15 protein-coding genes are annotated in these 18,001 nt (G+C 72.3%); 2 read left to right on the plus strand and 13 right to left on the minus strand.

Annotated features, from left to right (window positions below; translation table 11 throughout):
• Window positions 1-6: 6 nt before the first annotated feature.
• The 5 genes from FH608_RS09420 to FH608_RS09440 all read right to left on the minus strand — a co-directional run bounded on the left by FH608_RS09420 (window position 7) and on the right by FH608_RS09440 (window position 7,708).
• Complete coding sequence (locus FH608_RS09420) at window positions 7-687, minus strand: HNH endonuclease family protein (protein ID WP_226899219.1); 681 nt, start codon at window positions 685-687, stop codon at window positions 7-9.
• A gap of 64 nt (window positions 688-751) precedes the next feature.
• Window positions 752-3,874 carry a 2Fe-2S iron-sulfur cluster-binding protein gene (locus FH608_RS09425; protein ID WP_139630042.1) on the minus strand — a complete coding sequence of 1,041 codons (3,123 nt, stop codon included), beginning with the start codon at window positions 3,872-3,874 and terminating at the stop codon, window positions 752-754.
• Window positions 3,871-4,113 (minus strand): sarcosine oxidase subunit delta, encoded by a 243-nt coding sequence (locus FH608_RS09430; protein WP_139630043.1) that lies wholly within the window; start codon window positions 4,111-4,113, stop codon window positions 3,871-3,873. Before FH608_RS09430 ends, FH608_RS09425 begins: the two co-directional genes overlap by 4 nt.
• Window positions 4,113-5,327, minus strand: coding sequence for a sarcosine oxidase subunit beta family protein (locus FH608_RS09435; protein ID WP_139630044.1), 1,215 nt, complete (start codon window positions 5,325-5,327; stop codon window positions 4,113-4,115). Before FH608_RS09435 ends, FH608_RS09430 begins: the two co-directional genes overlap by 1 nt.
• Window positions 5,324-7,708: a GcvT family protein gene (locus FH608_RS09440; RefSeq protein WP_139630045.1), complete on the minus strand. Its 2,385-nt coding sequence runs from the start codon at window positions 7,706-7,708 to the stop codon at window positions 5,324-5,326. Before FH608_RS09440 ends, FH608_RS09435 begins: the two co-directional genes overlap by 4 nt.
• Before the next feature lie 140 nt (window positions 7,709-7,848).
• Between FH608_RS09440 and FH608_RS09445 the strand changes: the two genes are divergently transcribed.
• Window positions 7,849-8,835: a helix-turn-helix transcriptional regulator gene (locus tag FH608_RS09445; protein WP_139630046.1), complete on the plus strand. Its 987-nt coding sequence runs from the start codon at window positions 7,849-7,851 to the stop codon at window positions 8,833-8,835.
• 27 nt (window positions 8,836-8,862) lie between these two features.
• Here FH608_RS09445 and FH608_RS09450 read toward each other — a convergent pair whose 3' ends face one another.
• The 8 genes from FH608_RS09450 to aceB form a co-directional block, all read right to left on the minus strand.
• On the minus strand, window positions 8,863-9,807 hold the full coding sequence (locus FH608_RS09450) for an acyltransferase domain-containing protein (protein WP_139630047.1): 945 nt from the start codon (window positions 9,805-9,807) through the stop codon (window positions 8,863-8,865).
• 89 nt (window positions 9,808-9,896) lie between these two features.
• Window positions 9,897-10,109 carry a DUF2277 domain-containing protein gene (locus tag FH608_RS09455; RefSeq protein ID WP_139630048.1) on the minus strand — a complete coding sequence of 71 codons (213 nt, stop codon included), beginning with the start codon at window positions 10,107-10,109 and terminating at the stop codon, window positions 9,897-9,899.
• 3 nt (window positions 10,110-10,112) lie between these two features.
• Window positions 10,113-10,853: an IclR family transcriptional regulator gene (locus FH608_RS09460; protein WP_139630049.1), complete on the minus strand. Its 741-nt coding sequence runs from the start codon at window positions 10,851-10,853 to the stop codon at window positions 10,113-10,115.
• Between the two features lie 9 nt (window positions 10,854-10,862).
• A complete protein-coding gene (locus FH608_RS09465) occupies window positions 10,863-11,606 on the minus strand; it encodes an IclR family transcriptional regulator (protein ID WP_139630050.1) in 744 nt (247 codons plus the stop codon).
• Complete coding sequence (locus tag FH608_RS09470) at window positions 11,603-12,871, minus strand: (Fe-S)-binding protein (RefSeq protein ID WP_139630051.1); 1,269 nt, start codon at window positions 12,869-12,871, stop codon at window positions 11,603-11,605. Before FH608_RS09470 ends, FH608_RS09465 begins: the two co-directional genes overlap by 4 nt.
• Window positions 12,872-12,873: 2 nt before the next feature.
• Window positions 12,874-14,040 carry an FAD-binding oxidoreductase gene (locus FH608_RS09475; protein WP_139630052.1) on the minus strand — a complete coding sequence of 389 codons (1,167 nt, stop codon included), beginning with the start codon at window positions 14,038-14,040 and terminating at the stop codon, window positions 12,874-12,876.
• Entirely contained in the window at window positions 14,040-15,476 is a 1,437-nt protein-coding gene (locus tag FH608_RS09480) for an FAD-linked oxidase C-terminal domain-containing protein (RefSeq protein WP_139630408.1), read from the minus strand. Before FH608_RS09480 ends, FH608_RS09475 begins: the two co-directional genes overlap by 1 nt.
• Before the next feature lie 27 nt (window positions 15,477-15,503).
• Window positions 15,504-17,081, minus strand: a complete 1,578-nt coding sequence (aceB, locus tag FH608_RS09485) for a malate synthase A (protein WP_139630053.1) — start codon at window positions 17,079-17,081, stop codon at window positions 15,504-15,506.
• 154 nt (window positions 17,082-17,235) lie between these two features.
• Between aceB and FH608_RS09490 the strand changes: the two genes are divergently transcribed.
• Window positions 17,236-17,943 carry a DUF4097 family beta strand repeat-containing protein gene (locus FH608_RS09490; protein ID WP_139630054.1) on the plus strand — a complete coding sequence of 236 codons (708 nt, stop codon included), beginning with the start codon at window positions 17,236-17,238 and terminating at the stop codon, window positions 17,941-17,943.
• Window positions 17,944-18,001 lie beyond the last annotated feature (58 nt).

Here is an 18,001-nt window from a genome sequence, read left to right on the forward strand (position 1 = left end):
ATCACGTCAGCAGCCGTCGAGGATGCTCTCCATCGCGTCCTTCTCGGCGGAGGTGACCCAGACCTCGTACTTGGCCTTCACATCGATCTGGCGGGCGATGTACGCGCACCGGTACGCCTTGCGCGGCGGCAGCCAGGTGGCGGCGTCGGCGTCGCTCTTCTGGCCGTTCAGCGGCCCGTCCACGGCCAGGAGGTTGAGCGGGTCGTTGGCGAACTCCTTGCGTTTGTCCGCCGACCACTTCTGCGCGCCCTTCTGCCAGGCGTCCGACAGCGGCACCAGGTGGTCGATCTGGACCTTCGTGCTGGTGTCCTGGCCGCGCTCGAAGTGGATGGTCTTGCCGCCGTACGGGTCGTGCAGCGTGCCGGTCAGCACGATGCAGTCGTGCGTGCCCGCCTTGAAGGTCTCGTCCTCGAGGTCGCGCTTGAGGATGTCGTTACGGGTGTCGCAGCCGTTGTGGTCCACGTCCGACCAGGCGGGGCCGAACTTGTCGCGGTCGTAGCCGGTCTTCGGCGCGCGGCCCTTGACGGCCAGGTCGGCGAGCTTCTCGCGGGCGTCGGCGATCGAGGCCGAGTCCGGTTTGGAGCTTTCCGCCCCGCCGATCGTGGACTGCGCGGCCAGGTCGCCGCAGCCCGCCAGCATCGCCACCGTGGCCGCACCGGCCATGAACGCCCGAACCCGCCGCCCCACCACGCCGTCTCCCAGACTTGTCGCGAACCTTCGTAAAGTCTAGGTCAAGTGGCCATAAAAGGGCTTACAACGCGTCCAGGGCATCCACCAGCCACTCCGCCAGGTACCGGGTGAAGGACGATCTCACGTAGATGCGGTACGTGTCGCGCTCCCGCCGTTCCAGGATCACCGAGGTCCTGCCCAGGAGGGTCTGGGTGGGGCCGGGCAGGGTGTCCAGGTCCACGGGGCAGCCGGTGATCAGGACCTCGGTCGCGTCGGGGCCCGACAGCTCCAGGATCGTGCGCTGTCCCGACACGTCCACCCAATCCGGCTGGGGCGTGATATTTCCGGATACGAGCCACCAGGACGGCCCCAGCCGCAGGCCCGTTCCCGGGTCTGTGCCCCGTACCTCCCACATGGGCTCGAACGGCACCTCCCGCAGCCGCGCCCGTGGCCCGCTCGCCGCCGCGAAGCGCCCCGCGAAGGCGGCGGCCGGGCTCTCCGAGCGGCACTCCCCCCGGTGCGGCTCCGGCCGGAAGGCCAGGGGCTCGCCGTCGCGCCGGGCGTTCTCCGGGTCGTAGAAGACGGGCGCCACGACGGTCACGCCGTGCGAGGAGCCGCCCGACACCGCCGTGAGGCGGTCGCCGGCCTCGACGTTCGCGGCCAGGGCGAGGCCGAAGGCGCGGCCCAGCGCGACACTGGCGTAACTTGACGTCACGTGCCCGACCATGCCGCCGGCGGGCTCGGCGACCAGTTGCGCGCCCTCCTCCACGACCGCCGCCGGATCGTCGGGCAGCAAACCGACCAGGCGCTTGCGGCCGGGCCTCGCGGTGTCCGGGCGGGAATGGGAGCGCCTGCCCACGAAGTCCGGCTTGCGCTTGGAGACGATCCACGACATGCCGAGATCGTGCGGGGTGACGGTCCCGTCGGTCTCCTGGCCGACGATCGCGAACCCCTTCTCTGCCCGCAGCACGTGCATGGTCTCCGTCCCGTACGGCACCGCGCCGAGCTCCAGCACGGTTTCCCACAGGGCGCGGCCGTACCGCCAGGGCACGTTCACCTCGTACGCCAGCTCGCCCGAGAAGCTGATCCTGAACACCCGGCCCTCGACGCCGAGCACGGGGGTGCTCGCGTACCGCATGAACGCCAGGTCCAACGCCCCCGGCACGACGGCGGCGATGACCTCGCGCGCCCGCGGTCCCACGACGGCGACCGTCGCCCAGTGGTCGGTGACCGACGTGAACGACACGTCCAGGTCCGGCCACTCCGTCTGCCGCCACTCCTCCAGCCAGTCGAGCACCGCGGCGGCGTTGCCCGTGGTCGTGGTCATGAGGAAGTGCTCCTCGCCGAGCCTGGTGGTGGTGCCGTCGTCGAACACCATCCCGTCGGCCGTGCACATCAGCCCGTAGCGGCAGGCGCCGACGGCGAGCGTGGAGTACATGTTCGTGTAGATCCGGTCGAGGAACGCGCCCGCGTCCGCGCCCCGTACGTCGATCTTGCCCAGGGTCGAGGCGTCCATGGCGGCCACGGCGGTGCGCGCCGCGCGGCACTCGCGCAGCACGGCGGCCTCCATGGTCTCGCCGTCCAGGGGGAAGTACCACGGGCGCTTCCACTGCCCGACGTCCTCGAACACCGCGCCCCGCGCCACGTGCGCGTCGTGCATCGCCGTGGTCCTGACCGGGTCGGACAGCGCGCCGCGGTCGCGCCCCGCCAGGGTGGCGAAGGACACCGGCGTGTACGGCGGCCGGAACGTGGTCGTGCCCACCTGGCCCGGCTCGGCGCCGAGGAGCGCGGACATGACGCCCACGACGGCCGCGCCCGACGTCTTGCCCTGGTCGGCGCCGGTGCCCGCGGTCGTGTAGCGCTTGACGTGCTCCACCGAGCGCATCCCGGTGCCGGTGGCCCTGGCCAGGTCGGCCACGGTCACGTCCCGCTGGAGGTCCACGAACGACTCCTCCTGCGACGTGCCCTCGACCCACCAGAGGGCGGCCGGCGGACGCTGGGGCCCTTCGTCGCACTCGGGCACCCGCAGGCCGGGGTCCGCGTCCCGCCCGGCCGCCTCGGCGCCGGCCGCGTAGCCGTCGGCGATGGCCTCGCGGGTGCCGTAGACGCCCCTGCACGCCCCGGCCGAGCGCTCGGCCTGCGCGGACGTGCCGGGGACGAACGCCCGCAGGTCCTCGTCGTACCGCAGCCGCCCCTGCGACTGGCTGAACAGGTGCACGGCCGGGTTCCAGCCGCCCGCCACGGCCAGCAGGTCGGCGGGGAAATGCCGGTCGCCGACCTGTACGCCGGTCAGCACGCCGTCCGCGTCACCGGTCGTGCCGGTCACGACCGCACCGGTGACGACCGCGCCGGCCACGACCGCGCCGATCACGGCCGCTTGAGGCCCGCCGTTCCTGGGGTCCACGATCGCGACGACCTCGACCCCGGCCGCCGCCAGGTCACGCGCCGCCTCGTAACCGGAGTCCGCGCAGGCGAACACCACCGCCCGCCGCCCGGCCGCCACGCCGTACCGGTTGGCGTAGGCGCGCGCCGCCGAGGCCAGCATCACGCCGGGACGGTCGTTGCCGGGAAAGGCGACCGAGCGCTCGTGCGCCCCCGTGGCCAGCACCACCCGCCGCGCCCTGATGTGCCAGAGCCGCTCGCCGCGCGCCCGCCGCTCGACCGCCACCACGTAGTTGTGGTCGTAGTAGCCGACGGCGGTCGTCCTCGTGAGCACCCGGGCCTGGAGCGACAGCCCGTCCGCCCAGTCGCAGCCGGGGGCGCCGTCGAGCCGGAGGCGGCTGTTCAGCAGGTCGCCGCCCAGGACGGGCTGGTCGTCCACGAGGATCACCCGCGCCCCCGCGCGGCCCGCCGCGAGCGTGGCGGCCAGCCCGGCCGGTCCGCCGCCGACCACCAGCACGTCGCAGTGCAGGTAGCCCTTGTCGCAGCGCCGCCCGTCCACCGCGTCCGGGTCCACCCGGCCCTTGCCGCGCAGGCTCCACGCCTCCAGCCCGTCGTACAGCTCCACGGTGGTGGCCGCGAGCATCGGGTCGGCGCCCACGCGGACCAGCGCGTTCGGCTCCTCGGGGCCGGCGGAGAAGACGCCGCGCGGCCGGCCGAGCCGTACGCTGCGGCCCACCACGCGCACCCCGTTGCGCAGCAGCGCGGCGGCCAGCGTGTCACCCGGCTCGCCCAGCAGCGGGCGGCCGTCGAAGGTGAACCTCATCGTGCCTTCCTGACCTCGTGGGTGACCGTGTGCCGCTCGACGTCGAACCAGGTCCGGCAGCCGTGCACGTGGAACCAGCGCTCGCGGAACCAGCCCTTGGGGTTGTCGCGCATGAACACGTACGCGGCCCACTCCTCGTCCGACACGTCGCCGGTGGGGCAGGAGATCCCGGCCTGGCCGCCGTACCGGAACTCGGTCTCGTCGCGGGGCCCGCAGTGGGGGCAGTCGATCAGCAGCATCAGTGCGCCACCGCCGCCGCGCCGTGCTCGTCGATGAGCGCTCCCGTGGTGAACCTGTCCAGCCCGAACGGCTCCGCCAGCGGGTGCGGCCGGCCTTCGGCGATCGTGTGGGCGTACACCCAGCCGGAGCCGGGGGTGGCCTTGAAGCCGCCCGTGCCCCAGCCCGCGTTGATGTAGAGGCCCTCGACGGGCGTCGGGCCGATGATCGGCGAGGCGTCGGGGGACACGTCCACGATCCCGGCCCAGGTACGCAGCACGCGCACCCGGCTGAAGATCGGGAACAGCTCCAGCGCGGCCGCCATCTGCGCCTCGATGACGTGCACGCCGCCGCGCTGCCCGTAGGAGTTGTACGCGTCGATGCCCGCCCCCATGACCAGCTCGCCCTTGTGGGCCTGGCTCACGTACACGTGGACCGCGTTCGACATGACCACGCAGTCCAGCACCGGCTCCAGCAGCTCCGACACCAGCGCCTGGAGCGGGTGCGACTGCAGCGGCAGCCGGATGCCCGCCCGCTCGGCCAGCACCGACGTGTGCCCGGCCGCCGCGAGCGCGACCTTCCCGGCCGCGATGCGGCCGCGCGAGGTCTCGACGGCCGTCACCCTGCCGCCCGCGATCTCGAAGCCGGTGACCTCGCATCCCTGGATCAGGTCGATCCCGTACGCGTCCGCCCTGCGCGCCAGCGCCCACGCCACGTGGTCGTGCTTGGCGATGCCGCCGCGCCGCTGCAGGGTGGCGCCCATGACCGGGTAGCGGGCGCCGCCGGAGACGTTGATGATCGGGCAGAACTTCCTGACCTCGTCCGCGTCGAGCCATTCGGCGTCCACGCCGTTCAGCCTGTTGGCGTTGACGCGGCGCCTGCCCTCGCGCACGTCGCCCAGGTTGTGCGCCAGGTTGAGCACGCCGCGCTGGCTGAACTGCAGGTCGTAGTCCAGCTCCTCGCTCAGCCCCTCCCACAGCTTCAGCGAGTGCTCGTAGATCGCCGCGCTCTCGTCCCACAGGTAGTTGGAGCGGATGATCGTGGTGTTGCGGGCCATGTTGCCGCCCGCGAGCCAGCCCCGCTCCAGGACCGCGACGTTGTTGAGGCCGTGGTTCCTGGCCAGGTAGTAGGCGGTGGCCAGGCCGTGCCCGCCGCCGCCCACGATGACCACGTCGTAGGACGGCTTGGGGTCGGGGTTGCGCCACAGGAAGTCGGGATGGGTGTCGGGGTGGGTCAACGTCTGATCTTCTCCATCCCGGGGTCGAACAGCGGCTCGGCGGCGACTTCCGCGAGGACGCGGCGCCCGAAGTACGAAATGTCCACATCCGTCCCTGGTTCGGTGAGCTCGGCCGGCAGCCAGGCGTACGCGATGGGCCGCCGGATCGTGTGCCCGTAGGCGGCGCTCGTCACGTACCCGACCGTGCGGCCGCCGTGCCGTACCGGCTCCTTGCCCATGACGACCTCGTCGGAGAGCAGCGGCACCAGCCGGCGCGTGACGTCGGTGGTCAGGGCGTCGCGGCCGATGAAGTCCTTGTCCGCCTTGACGGCGAAGGCCAGCCCGGCCTCGTACGGGTTGTGCTCGGTGGTCATGTCCAGGCCCCACAGCCGGTAACCCTTCTCCAGCCGCAGGCTGTTGAACGCGGCCCGGCCACCGGCGACCGCCAGGCCGCGCGACCACAGCGTGTCCCAGAGCTTGAGGCCCATGTCGGCGCTGGTGTAGAGCTCCCAGCCCAGCTCGCCCACGTACGACACGCGCAGCGCGAGCACCGGCACGTGCCCGACATATCCGGATCTGCAGTTGAAGTAGCGGAAGTTCTCGTGCGACAGGTCCATGTCGGTGAGCGGCTGCACCAGCTCCCTGGCCAGCGGCCCCCACACGCCCACACAGCAGGTGCCGGGCGTCAGGTCGCGCACCCGCACCCCGCCCGGCGCGTGCCGGGTCAGCCAGTCGAGGTCGAGGTTGCCGTTCGCGCCGACCTGGAACACGTCCTCCGCCAGCCGCGCCACCGTCAGGTCCGAGCGGATGCCGCCCCTGGCGTCCAGCAGCAGCGTGTACGTGACCGAACCCGGCTTCCTGTCCACGTTGTTCGTGGTCATGCGCTGGAGGAACGCCGCCGACCCCGGCCCGCTGACCTCGATGCGCTTGAGCGGCGTCATGTCGTAGAGCGCCACCCGCTCGCGCGTCGCGTACGACTCGGCGGCGGCGATCGGCGACCAGTAGCGGGAGGCCCACGCGTCGCGCCGCGCGTCCGGCTCGTCCAGCCCGTCGAGGAGCGGCGCGTTGGACTCGAACCAGTGCGGCCGCTCCCACCCGGCCGCCTCCAGGAAGAACGCCCCCAGCTCCCGCTGCCGGACGTGGAACGGGCTCGTGCGCAACGGCCTGGGCGACTCCATGGGCTGGAGCGGGTGGATGACGTCGTACACCTCGACGAAGTTCTGTTTGCCGCGCTCCTCGACGTACGCGGGCGACAGCTGCGCCTGCTCGAACCGGGACAGCTCGCACTCATGCAGGTCCACCTCGGAGCGCCCGTCCACCAGCACTTCGGCCAGCGCCCGCGCGACCCCGGCCGAATGCGTCACCCAGACGGCCTCGGCCAGCCAGAACCCGTCGAGGTGCGGCGCCTCGCCGATCAGCGGGAACCCGTCGGGCGTGAAGGAGAAGATGCCGTTGATGCCGTCCGTGTACTTCGTCTCGGCCAGCGCGGGCAGCAGCTCGACCGCGTCCCGCCAGGCGGGGTCGAAGTCCGCCTCGGTGAACGCCTGCACCGACGGCATCGTGGTGGCTCTGGGGCCGATCTCGTCCTGGGCGACCGGCATGGGCCTGTGGGCGTACGAGCCGATGCCGACGCGGTCGCCGTGCCAGCGGAAGTACAGGTCGCGGTCCTGGTGGCGCAGGATGGGACCGTGCGGCCGGCGGGCCAGGGAACCCGATTTGGCGTACTGGTGGGCCAGCGGGAGCAGCGGCACGGTCAGCCCGGCCATCCGCCCGATGGACGGCCCCCAGAACCCGGCCGCGCACACGACCACGTCGGCGGGGATCGTCCGGCGCTCGCCCCCGGTCTCCACGGAGACGCCGGTCACCCGGCCGCCGTGCTGCTCGATTCCCACCACCGTGTGGCGCGCCAGGAACCTGGCCCCGCGCTCGATGGCCCGTGCGGCCTGCGCCTCGCCGCACGCGACCGCCGCCGCCAGCCCGTCACTCGGTACGTGGTAGCCGCCGAGCACCCTGCCCCTGTCCAGCAGCGGCCACAGCTCCGCGCACCGCTCGGGGTCGAGCAGGCGGCCCTCGACTCCCCACGACTCGGCCCAGCCGAGCTTGCGGTGCAGGTCGGCCCAGCGCTCCGGCGTGGTGGCCACCTCCAGCCCGCCGACCTGGCGGAAGCACGACTCGCCGAGCGCGGTGTACTTGCGCACGGTGTAGGCGGCGAACTCGGTCATCGTCTTCGACGGGTTCGTCTGGAAGACCAGGCCGGGGGCGTGCGAGCTCGATCCGCCGGCGGCGAAGAGCGGCCCCCGGTCGACCACCGTGACGTCGGTCCACCCTCGCTCGGTGAGCTCGTCGGCGAGGGCACAGCCGACGATCCCCGCTCCCACGATCACCAGACGGGGCCGGCTCATGGACGCCTCCGGTTTGTTCCCTAATGCGCAACCAGTACCGGACTACGCAACGACGATAAGGCCCCACGCAGCGCCGAACAAGCCTGTCGTACGCTGAACGCGGATCATGGCACGTCAGGAAGAAGAAGGACAGAGGGGACATGGCGCAGCGGCGCTTGCTGGAGGGACTCGGGGTCTCCGTCGCCGAGGAAGGCGCCTACCGGGCGCTGCTCAGGCACGGGCCCGCGACGCTGAGCGAGCTCGCCACCGAGACGGGCTCGTCCGCCGCGGCCATCCGCCGCATGCTGCCCAGGCTGGAGGACCTCGGCCTGATCTCCCGCGTGGCCGGCCGCCCCCTGCGCCTGCTCGCCACGCCGCCCAACATCGCCATCGACATCCTCGTCGCGCGCCGCCAGGAGGAGATCACCCACAGCAGGGCAGCCGCCGCGGTCCTGGCCACCGAGGTCGCCGAGCGCAGCGGCCCGCACCCGGAGGAGGTGCTGGAGGTGGTCAGCGGCCGTGACGCCGTGGCCCGCCGCTACCTCCAGATGGAGCGCAACGCCACCGAGGAGATGCTGGTGCTGGTGCATCCGCCGTACGCGGTGGACATCAGCGACGACCGCGAGAACCGGCAGCGCGCCGCCCGCCAGGGAGCGCCCACGCGCGGGATCTACGGCCCGCAGGCGTTCGAGCAGCCCGGCATGCTGGCGCACACCCGCCGCGCCATCGCCGACGGCGAACAGGCCAGGCTCGGCCACGTGCCCGTCAAGCTCGCCATCGCCGACGCCCGCACCGCCATCCTGCCCCTCGTCTCCGACGAGGACCAAGCCGTGGAGAGCGCCCTCGTGGTGCACCCGTCCGCCCTGCTCGACGCCCTCGTCGGCCTCTTCGAGACGCTGTGGCGCGCCGCCGTACCGCTCCGGCTCACGGGCGCGGAGGCGCTGGAGCCGGAGGTGTGGCCGCAGACCCCGGACACGGAGGTGCTCGCCCTGCTGGCGGCCGGCATGAAGGACGACACGATCGCGCGGCAGCTGGGGTTGTCACCGCGTACGGTGCAGCGGCGGGTGCAGATGCTCTCGGAGCGGCTCGGAGCCAGGACCCGCTTCCACGCCGGCTTCCTGGCGGCCCAGCAGAACCTGCTCAAGTGAGGAACCGCGGCGGCTGTGCCGGCCTGGCTAGATCGGGAAGTGGCCGCGGTGCCAGTGCCAGTGGCGGCCGGCCTTCAAGTGGTCGACGATCGCGCGCTGGAGCACGGTGCGGCGCGGCAGCTGGTCGAGCGGCGTGGTCACGGTGCGGAACACGAACCGCAGCACCTCGACGTCGGCGTCCAGCCCCTCCGGCTCCTCGTAGGGCTCCAGCTCGAACCTCCGCTGGAACCGGACGATGTTGGAGTCACCGGGCAGGTACTCCTGCAACTGCGGGTCGAGCAGCCACGAACCGCAGGAGAACGCCGTGTAGCGCTCGTCCGGAAAATGGCGCGGGAAGAACGCGCGGGCCTCGTCGAGCGACGCCGCGACCGCCTCCGGGGTCAGCGGCCCCGACTCGGGGATGTGCAGGTTGATGGCGGCGTCGCCGCGATGGTGCTGCAGCCGGCCCAGCTCGTAGATGCCGCCGCGCACGTGCAGCGTCAGCCAGCTCTGCATGACCGGCCAGCCCTCGCGGTGCATCCGCCGGTCGATCGCGAGGTTCCGGCCCAGGTCCGCGAGGCTCGCCCACGACGTGGCATCGTCGATGCCGTGGTCGCGGTGGTAGCCCGTCACGATGCCGACCAGGGCCAGGTACGCGTACACGTAGAGGTGGCGCCAGGCGGGGCCTCGCTCGCGCGGCAGCTCAGGACCGGGCGGCAGCCAGCCGTACCCTCCGAGATCGGCCCGGACCAGGGCGATCGAGCGGTCGAGCAGCCAGCGCAACTCCGGGGTCCACAGGGGGGAGTCGGGGTCGGGCCAGCCCGCCATGATCTCGGCGGCGTCGTCCGGCCGCACCGCGAGCCGGTCGAGGATCGCGGGCGCGTCGGCCTTGGCGGGCAGTGGAGCGGACGGGCGGTCACCGGCGAGCCGGTGCACGCGCTCGACGTCCTCGACGGGTACCCCGAGCCGGGCGGCGGTGTCCTTGAGATCCACTCGGATGATCCTACTTGCCCCGTGTCCTCGGTGATGTCCCGCTTTCTTCGGCGCCAGGGGACTGCGAGCAGGGTCACCGACCGCACCGGTCAGCGGGACCCGCGGACCTCCAGGGCCCCCAGCAGTTCCTCCGACGCTTTCGCGATCGTCTCCACGGCCCGGTCGAAGGCCTCCGCGTTGTGCGCCGCCGGCGCCCGGAAGCCCGAGATCTTCCTGACGTACTGCAGCGCCGCCGCCCGCACGTCCTCCTCCGTCACGCTCTCGGTGTACGGGGGGCGCAACGTCTTGATGCTTCTACACATGCCTCAACGGTAATAGCCGAGCCGCTGGCTTATCTCCCGCGCGGCCTCCACGAGCCGCGCGGCCACCTCCGGCAGCCGTTGGGGCGTCAGCCGGTAGGACGGGCCGGAGGCGCTGACGGCGGCCACGACGGAGCCGTCGCGGCCCCGGATGGGGGCGGCCACCGCGTTGAGGCCGAGCTCCAGCTCCTCCACGGTGGACGCCCAGCCGCGTTCCCTGATCTCGTCGAGGCCCAGCCCGTCGGGTGAGGTGATCGTCCGGGGCGTGTAGCGCTCGAGCTCGGCGAGGACCCGCAGGGCGCCGTACGCCAGCAGCACCTTGCCGCTGGACGTGGCGTGGGAGGGGGTGCGCTGGCCGACCCAGTTGTGGCCGCTGATGGCCGCCGGGCCGCGCACCTGGCTGATGTTGACCGCGTCTCCGTCGCGCGGCACCGCGATGTTGACGGTCTCGCCGACGGTCTCGGCCAGCCGCAGGCAGATCGGCCGGCTCTCCTTGGCGAGGTCGAGCTGGGCGGTCGCGGCGCCGGCGAGCCGGATGACCCCGAACCCCAGTCGGTAGCGGCCCCGGTCGCCGCTCTGTTCCACCAGCCCGCCGTGTTCCAGCGCGGCCAGCAGCCGGGATGCCGTTGATTTGTGGACGTCGAGCTCCGTCGCGAGGTCCGTCACCCGGCTGTCGCCCTCACGGGCGAGGATCTCCAGGATCGCGATGGCCCGGTCGACTGACTGAACCGTCGTGCTGTTGCTCATAGCGCAACATTATGGCGCAGGGCTGAGCTCGTTGCCGAAGTCGAGCGCGATCTTCCGCATGCCTTCGGCCAGGTCCTCCCGGTCGAGCGCGTCGATCCGCTCGGCCGGACCCGAGACGGACATCGCGGCCACCACGCGGTCGCCGTCCCAGACGGGCACCGCCAGGCAGTGCACGCCGAGCTCCTCCTCGCCCAGGTCCATGGCGTGGCCGCGGTCTCGGACGAGGTCGAGTTCGGCCAGCATGCCGGTCATGTCGGTGATCGTCCTGGGGGTGCGGCGCGGCATGCCCGTACGCTCGAAGACGGCGACCGCCTCCGCCGCCGGCCGCCCCGCCAGCAGCACCTTGCCCACGGCCGTGCTGTGCGGCAGCACCCGCCGGCCGACCTCGGCGAACATGCGCAGCCTGCGCGGCGAGGGCACCTGTGCCACGTAGACGACGAAGTCGCCTTCGAGCACGGCCAGGTTCGCGGTCTCGCCGGACAGCTCCACCATCTTCGTCAGGTACGGCTGCGCCCACACGCCCACCATGCTCTCGGCGATGCCGCCCAGGCGCACGAGGCCGCCGCCCAGGGCGTACCTCTTGTCGGTCTCCTGCCGTACGTAGCCGCGGGCGAGCAGCGTGCGCAGCAGCCGGTGGATGGTCCCGTACGGAAGCCCGGTCCTCGCGGCGATCTCCGACAGGCCCGCCGCGCCCCCGTGCTCGGCCAGTGCCTCCAGCACGTCGAGCGCCCGATCGACCGACTGCACGCTCACTGGCCCTCCTCCGTCGGGCCAGTGAGCACGCTCCCGTGCTTATTGGGTCGCTCGCTTCGCTCACTCAGCCGGACCCCGCGCAGCGAGGCGTCGAGCACCTCGGCCACGTGAGCGACCCTGATCTCCGAGCCGGCGCGCCGCGTGGCCGCCGCGATCTGCATGGTGCAGCCGGGGTTGGCCGACACCAGCAGCTCGGCGCCGGTCGTGGCCACCGCCGCGGCCTTGCGGTCGCCGAGGTCGCGCGCCGCCTGCGGCTGGAACATGTTGTACGTGCCCGCCGAGCCGCAGCAGATCGCCGACTCGGGGATCTCGCGGACCTCCAGGCCGGGGATGCCGCGCAGCAGCTCGCGGGGCTGGGCGCGCACGCCCTGGGCGTGGGCCAGGTGGCAGGCGTCGTGGTAGGCGACGGTGACCGGCAGCGGGTGCCGCTTGGCGGCGGGTCCCAGCTCGGCGAGGTATTCGGACAGGTCCACCACCCGGAACCCGGGCTCGCGCCCCAGCAGCTCGCCGTACTCCTTCATCGACGAGCCGCAGCCGGCCGCGTTCACCACGACGGTGTCCACCCCGGCCCGCTCGAACGTCCTGACCGTCCGGCGGGCCAGCCGCCTGGCCTGGTCGTCGCGGCCGGAGTGGACGCTGAGCGCCCCGCAGCAGCCCTGGCCGGGCGGGATCACCACGTCGCAGCCCTCCAGCGCGAGCACCCGCGCGGTGGCCGCGTTCACCTGCGGGAAGAACTCGCCCTGCACGCAGCCGGTGAGCATGCCCACGACGGCCCTGCGCCCGCCTCTGGCCCTGACCAGGCGCGGCAGCCGCTGGCGGTGCTCCACGCGCGGCGCGAGCGCGGCCATGGCGCCGAGGCTGGGATGCGCCTTGGCGAGGAACGGCGCCATCCGCTCGGCCAGCCACATCGTGGGGCGCAGCAGCCGCAGTCGGCGCGGGTAGGGGAACAGGGCGAACACGATGCCGCGTACGGCCCGCTCCTGCGGTTCGCGTTCGTGCCGCCGCTCCACGGCCACCCTGGTCTGCTCGATCAGGCGGTCGTACCGAACGCCGGACGGGCAGGCGGTGACGCACGCCATGCAGCCGAGGCAGGCGTCGAAGTGCCCGGCCATCTCGGGGGTGATCGGGGTGCCCTCGACGTGCTGCTTCATCAGGTGGATGCGCCCGCGCGGGGAGTCCATCTCCTCGCCCCACAGCACGTACGTGGGGCAGGTCGGCAGGCAGAACCCGCAGTGCACGCAGTCGTTGATCAGCTCGGGGTCCATGCTCAGATGCCTCCCACGAACCGGCCCGGGGACATCCTGCGCCCCGGGTCGAACCGTTCCTTGACCCGCCGCATCAACGGCAGCCCGCTCACCTGCCCCCACCGGTCGACGCCCGTCTCCGGCGCGGCCAGTACGTGCAGCCGCCCGCCCAGCGCCTCGACGCGGGCGCGCAGCCCGGTGACGGCAGCCAGCTCCTCCTCGGAGCCTTCCAGGTACGCCCGCCCGGTCGCGGCCGAACCGCGGAAGGCGAACCCGGCCTCCCCGGCGGCGGCCAGCGCCTCCAGAGCGCGCGCGGGCGGGAAGCGCAGCTCCAGCAGCACGTCGTCGCGCAGGATCAGCCCCCACCACTCCGGCCGTTCCGCCGTGATCGTGCCGTCCCCGAGCACCTCGCGCAGCTCCAGCGCCCGCGCCTCGGCCGCCGAGCCCTCCACGAGCACCGCGACCGTCGCGTCCGCGCCCTCCGCGCCGCCGGGGCAGTCGATCTCGACGGCGGACGGCTCGGCCTGGGAGGCGGTCACGCGCGCCAGCGCGTCGCCGGACGGCAGGGGGGCCACCACCCAGCGGCTCTCGGCGGGCAACGGGTGCAGCCGGAACGTGGCCTCGGCGATCACGCCGAGCGTGCCCTGCGAGCCGGTGAACAGCTTGCCGAGGTCGTAGCCGGCGACGTTCTTGACGACCTTTCCGCCGGATCTGGCGATCGTCCCGTCGGGCAGCACGACGGTGATGCCGATGAGCAGGTCGCGGGCGGTGCCGTACCGGAAGGAGCGGGGGCCCGCCGCCGCGGTGGCCAGCGTGCCGCCGACCGTCGTGTGCTCGGCGAACGGCGGGTCGAGCGCGAGCTCCTGGCCCTTCTCCGCGAGCACGCCGGCCAGCGCGTCCATGGTGACTCCGGCCTGCGCGCGCACCACGAGGTCGCCCGCGGCGTGTTCGAGCACCGCGTTCATGCAGCACATGTCGAGCAGGACGTCGCAGCGCTCGGGCGGGAGCCCCCAGTGCAGCTTCGTGCCGCCGCCGGCGGGCACCACCGCGAGGTCCCGCTCGGCGCAGTCCCGCAGCACGGCCGAGACCTCCTCGACGGTCTCGGGCAGGGCGACCCAGCGGGGCTGCACGCCGCCGACGGCGTCGTCCGCGCCCGCCTGCCTGACGGTCACCCCGGAGAACGGCTCCATCAGAACTGCTCCGCCTTCCCCGACTCCACCAGGGGGTGCACGCCCTTGCGCACTCCCGGCACCTCGCCGCACAGGCGCGGCGTGGGGAACACCTTGCCCGGGTTGGACAGGCCACGGGGGTCGAACGCGCACCGGACGAGCTGCATGGTGTCCAGGTCGTCCGCGCTGAACATCTTCGGCATGTATCGCGACTTGTCCACCCCGACCCCGTGCTCGCCCGTGATCGAGCCGCCGTTCTCGATGCACAGGTCGAGGATGGCGCCGGAGACCACCTCGGCCCGCTCGCCGGCCCCCTCCTCCGCGTCGTCGAACAGCACGAGCGGGTGGAGGTTGCCGTCGCCGGCGTGGAAGACGTTCGCGACCCTGATGCCGTGCTCCTCCGAGAGGCGGTCGATGGCGGCCAGCACGCCGGGCAGCGACGTGCGCGGCACCACGCCGTCCTGGACGATGTAGGCCGGGCTGATGCGCCCGACGGCGGCGAACGCCGACTTGCGGCCCTTCCAGATCGCCGCCCGCTCCTCCGCGCTCGCCGCGACCCGCAGCTCGAACGCGTCCGAGCAGATCTCCTCGAGCTGCGCGAACTGCCGCTCCACCTCGGCGCTCGGGCCGTCCAGCTCGACGATCAGCACGGCGCCTGCCCCTTTGGGGTAGGCGCAGGCCACCGCGGCCTCGGCCGCCTCGATGGCGAGCGCGTCCATCATCTCGATGGCGGCCGGTACGATGCCCGCCCCGATGATCGCGGAGACCGCCTGGCCGCCCTGCTCGATGCTCTCGAACGCGGCCAGCACCGTGGTGACGGCCTCGGGCGTGCGGCACAGGCGTACCGTGATCTTGGTGGCGATGCCCAGCGTGCCCTCCGAGCCGATGAACGCGCCCAGCAGGTCGTAGCCGGGGTCCATGCGGTCGAGCGTGACCAGGTCGCCGTCGGGCGTGACGATCTCGCAGGCCTCGACGTGGTTGACGGTGAAGCCGTACTTGAGGCAGTGGGCGCCGCCGGAGTTCTCCGCGACGTTGCCGCCGATGGAGCAGACCTGCTGGCTGGAGGGGTCGGGCGCATAGTAGTGGCCGCGATCGCGCACGGCCTCGGTGATGGCCAGGTTCGTGACGCCGGGCTCGACGACCGCCCGGCGGTTGGCCAGGTCGATCTCCAGGATGCGGCGCATCTTGGAGGTGACGATGAGCACGCCGTCCTCGCGGGGGAGCGCGCCCCCCGACAGGCCGGTGCCCGAGCCCCTGGCCACGAAGGGCACGCCGAAGTCGTTGCAGACCCGTACCACGCGGGCGACCTGCTCGGCCGTGTCGGGCAGCACGACCACGCCGGGGGTCGCCCGGTGGTAGGTGAGGCCGTCGCACTCGTACGTGCGCAGGCGGACCGGGTCGGTGATGACCGCGTCGTGGGGCAGCAGCGAGCGCAGGGCCGCCGTCAGCGTTTCCAGCACCCGAACCCCCTCTTTCTGGTAGTTCTACGGCATTTGAGCATAGGCGGGAAGAGTCAGGAACTCGGCGAAGTCGTCGTCCAGCGCGACCTCCTTGAACAGCGCCGTCGCCTGACCGTACAGGCCCTCGTCGTAGCCCGGCTCCTCGGCGATCTTGGCGAGCTCCTCGGAGATGACCCGCTCGACCAGCTCCTTCGTCACCTGCTCGCCCGTGTCGTCGAGCGTGATGTCGTTGTGGATCCACTGCCAGATCTGCGAGCGCGAGATCTCGGCCGTGGCGGCGTCCTCCATGAGGTTGTGGATCGCCGCCGCGCCCTGCCCGCCCATCCAGGCGGCCAGATAGCGCAGCCCCACGTCCACGTTGTTGCGCAGCCCCGTCTCGGTGATCTGGCCGGGCGTCTCGGAGACGGCCAGCAACTCGGCGGCGCTCACGCTGACGTCCTCGCGCAGCCGGTCGAGCTGGTTGGGCCGCGAGCCGAGCACGCCGTCGAACACCTCGCGGCACACCGGCACCAGATCGGGGTGCGCCACCCATGAGCCGTCGAACCCGTCGCCCGACTCGCGGGTCTTGTCCGCCCGCACCTTCTCCAGCGCCACCGCGTTCACCTCGGGGTCACGCCGCGAGGGGATGAACGCGGCCATCCCGCCGATGGCGTGCGCGCCGCGCTTGTGACACGTACGCACCAGCAGCTCGGTGTACGCGCGCATGAACGGGGCCGTCATCGTGACCGAGTTGCGCTCGGGCAGCAGGAACTCCCGGCCCCTGGTCCTGAACTTCTTGATCACGCTGAACAGGTAGTCCCAGCGGCCCGCGTTGAGCCCCGCCGAGTGGTCGCGCAGCTCGTACAGGATCTCCTCCATCTCGAACGCCGCCGGGTAGGTCTCGATGAGCACGGTCGCCCTGATCGTGCCGTGCGGGATGCCGAGCAGCTCCTGCGCCCTGGTGAACACGTCGTTCCAGAGCCGCGCCTCCAGGTGGGACTCGATCTTGGGCAGGTAGAAGTACGGGCCCTTGCCCTTGTCGATCTGGCGCTGGGCGCAGTGGAAGAAGTAGAGGGCGAAGTCGAACAGCGACCCCGAGACCGGCCGCCCGTCCACCTGGGCGTGCTTCTCGTCCAGGTGCCAGCCGCGCGGGCGCACCACGACCGTGGCCAGCTCGCCGTCCGGGCGCAGGGCGTACGCCTTGCCGCCGCTCTCGAAGTCGATCGTACGGTCGAGCGCGTCACGCAGGTTGAGGTGGCCGTTCACGCAGTTCTCCCAGAGCGGGGAGTTGGCGTCCTCGAAGTCGGCCAGCCACACCTTGGCGCCGGAGTTGAGCGCGTTGATGGTCATCTTCTTGTCGACCGGCCCGGTGATCTCGACCCGGCGGTCCTCCAGACCCGGCGCCGGGGGCGTGACCTGCCAGTCGGCCTCCCTGACCTGCTTGGTCTCCGGCAGGAAGTCGAGCATCCCACCCGCCGACAGCTCCGCCTGGCGCGCCTGCCGGGCCTCCAGCAGCTCCAGCCGCCTGTCGCCGAACTCCCGCTGGAGCGCCGCCACGAAACCGAGCGCCTCCGGCGTGAGGATCTCGTCGAACCGGTCGAGCATCGGGCCGGTGATCTCCATGAGGACCTCTTTCCGCTCTGTGGAAAATGAGTTCTGGATTGTGGAAGTGAAGCTACCCGGCCAGTGGTCCCCGGTCAAAGGCTGGGGTTCCGTCGGGGAGTCCTGGGGGGCATCCCCGATGTCGGGCGCGGCATGCTCGGTCAGGATTGACGGCATGAAGACCTTCGCGATCGCGGGCGGGCTGCTGGCCTCCGCACTGATGCTGACCGGATGCGGGCTCGCGAGCATCGCGGGCCCGAGCAACCACGACACCTCGACGTACGAGGTGACCGACAAGGTCACCAAGCTGCAGCTCAAGACCGGGTCGGGTGACGCCGTGATCACCGAGTCCGACGGGGCCGCCGTCCGCGTCACCGAGACGCTGAACTGGCGCGGCGACGAGAAGCCGAAGCCCGAGCACACGGTCGAGGGGGAGTCGCTGCTGCTCACCTACGACTGCGCGTCCGACCTCGGCACCTGCAGCGTCGACTACAAGATCGAGGTCCCCAAGGGGCTGGCCGTCGACCTGGACGCCGGCTCGGGCAACATCACGCTCAGGGGCCTGACCGGGCGGCTCGACGGCCACGTCGGCTCCGGTGACCTGGACGCCGCCGACCTCAGGGCCAAGCAGGCCGTCGTGGAGGCCGGCTCGGGCAACGTCGAGCTCAAGTACGCCGCCGCGCCCGACGGCGTCGAGCTGAAGCTCGGTTCGGGCAACGTCGTGCTGCACGTGCCCGACGGGGCCTACGACGTGAAGACCGAGACGGGATCGGGCGACGTGGACGTCTCCGTGAAGGACGACGACTCCTCGCCGCGCAAGATCACGCTGACCTCCGGCTCGGGCGACGTCACGGTGTCGGCCGAAGGAGCGGATGCCGGATAGCCGGATGCCGGACGGCTGGGTGCCGGATGGATGGATGCCGGATAACTGGATGAACGTG

Origin of the sequence: Nonomuraea phyllanthi, from assembly GCF_006334985.2 — a bacterium.
GTDB classification, from domain to species: Bacteria; Actinomycetota; Actinomycetes; order Streptosporangiales; family Streptosporangiaceae; genus Nonomuraea; species Nonomuraea phyllanthi.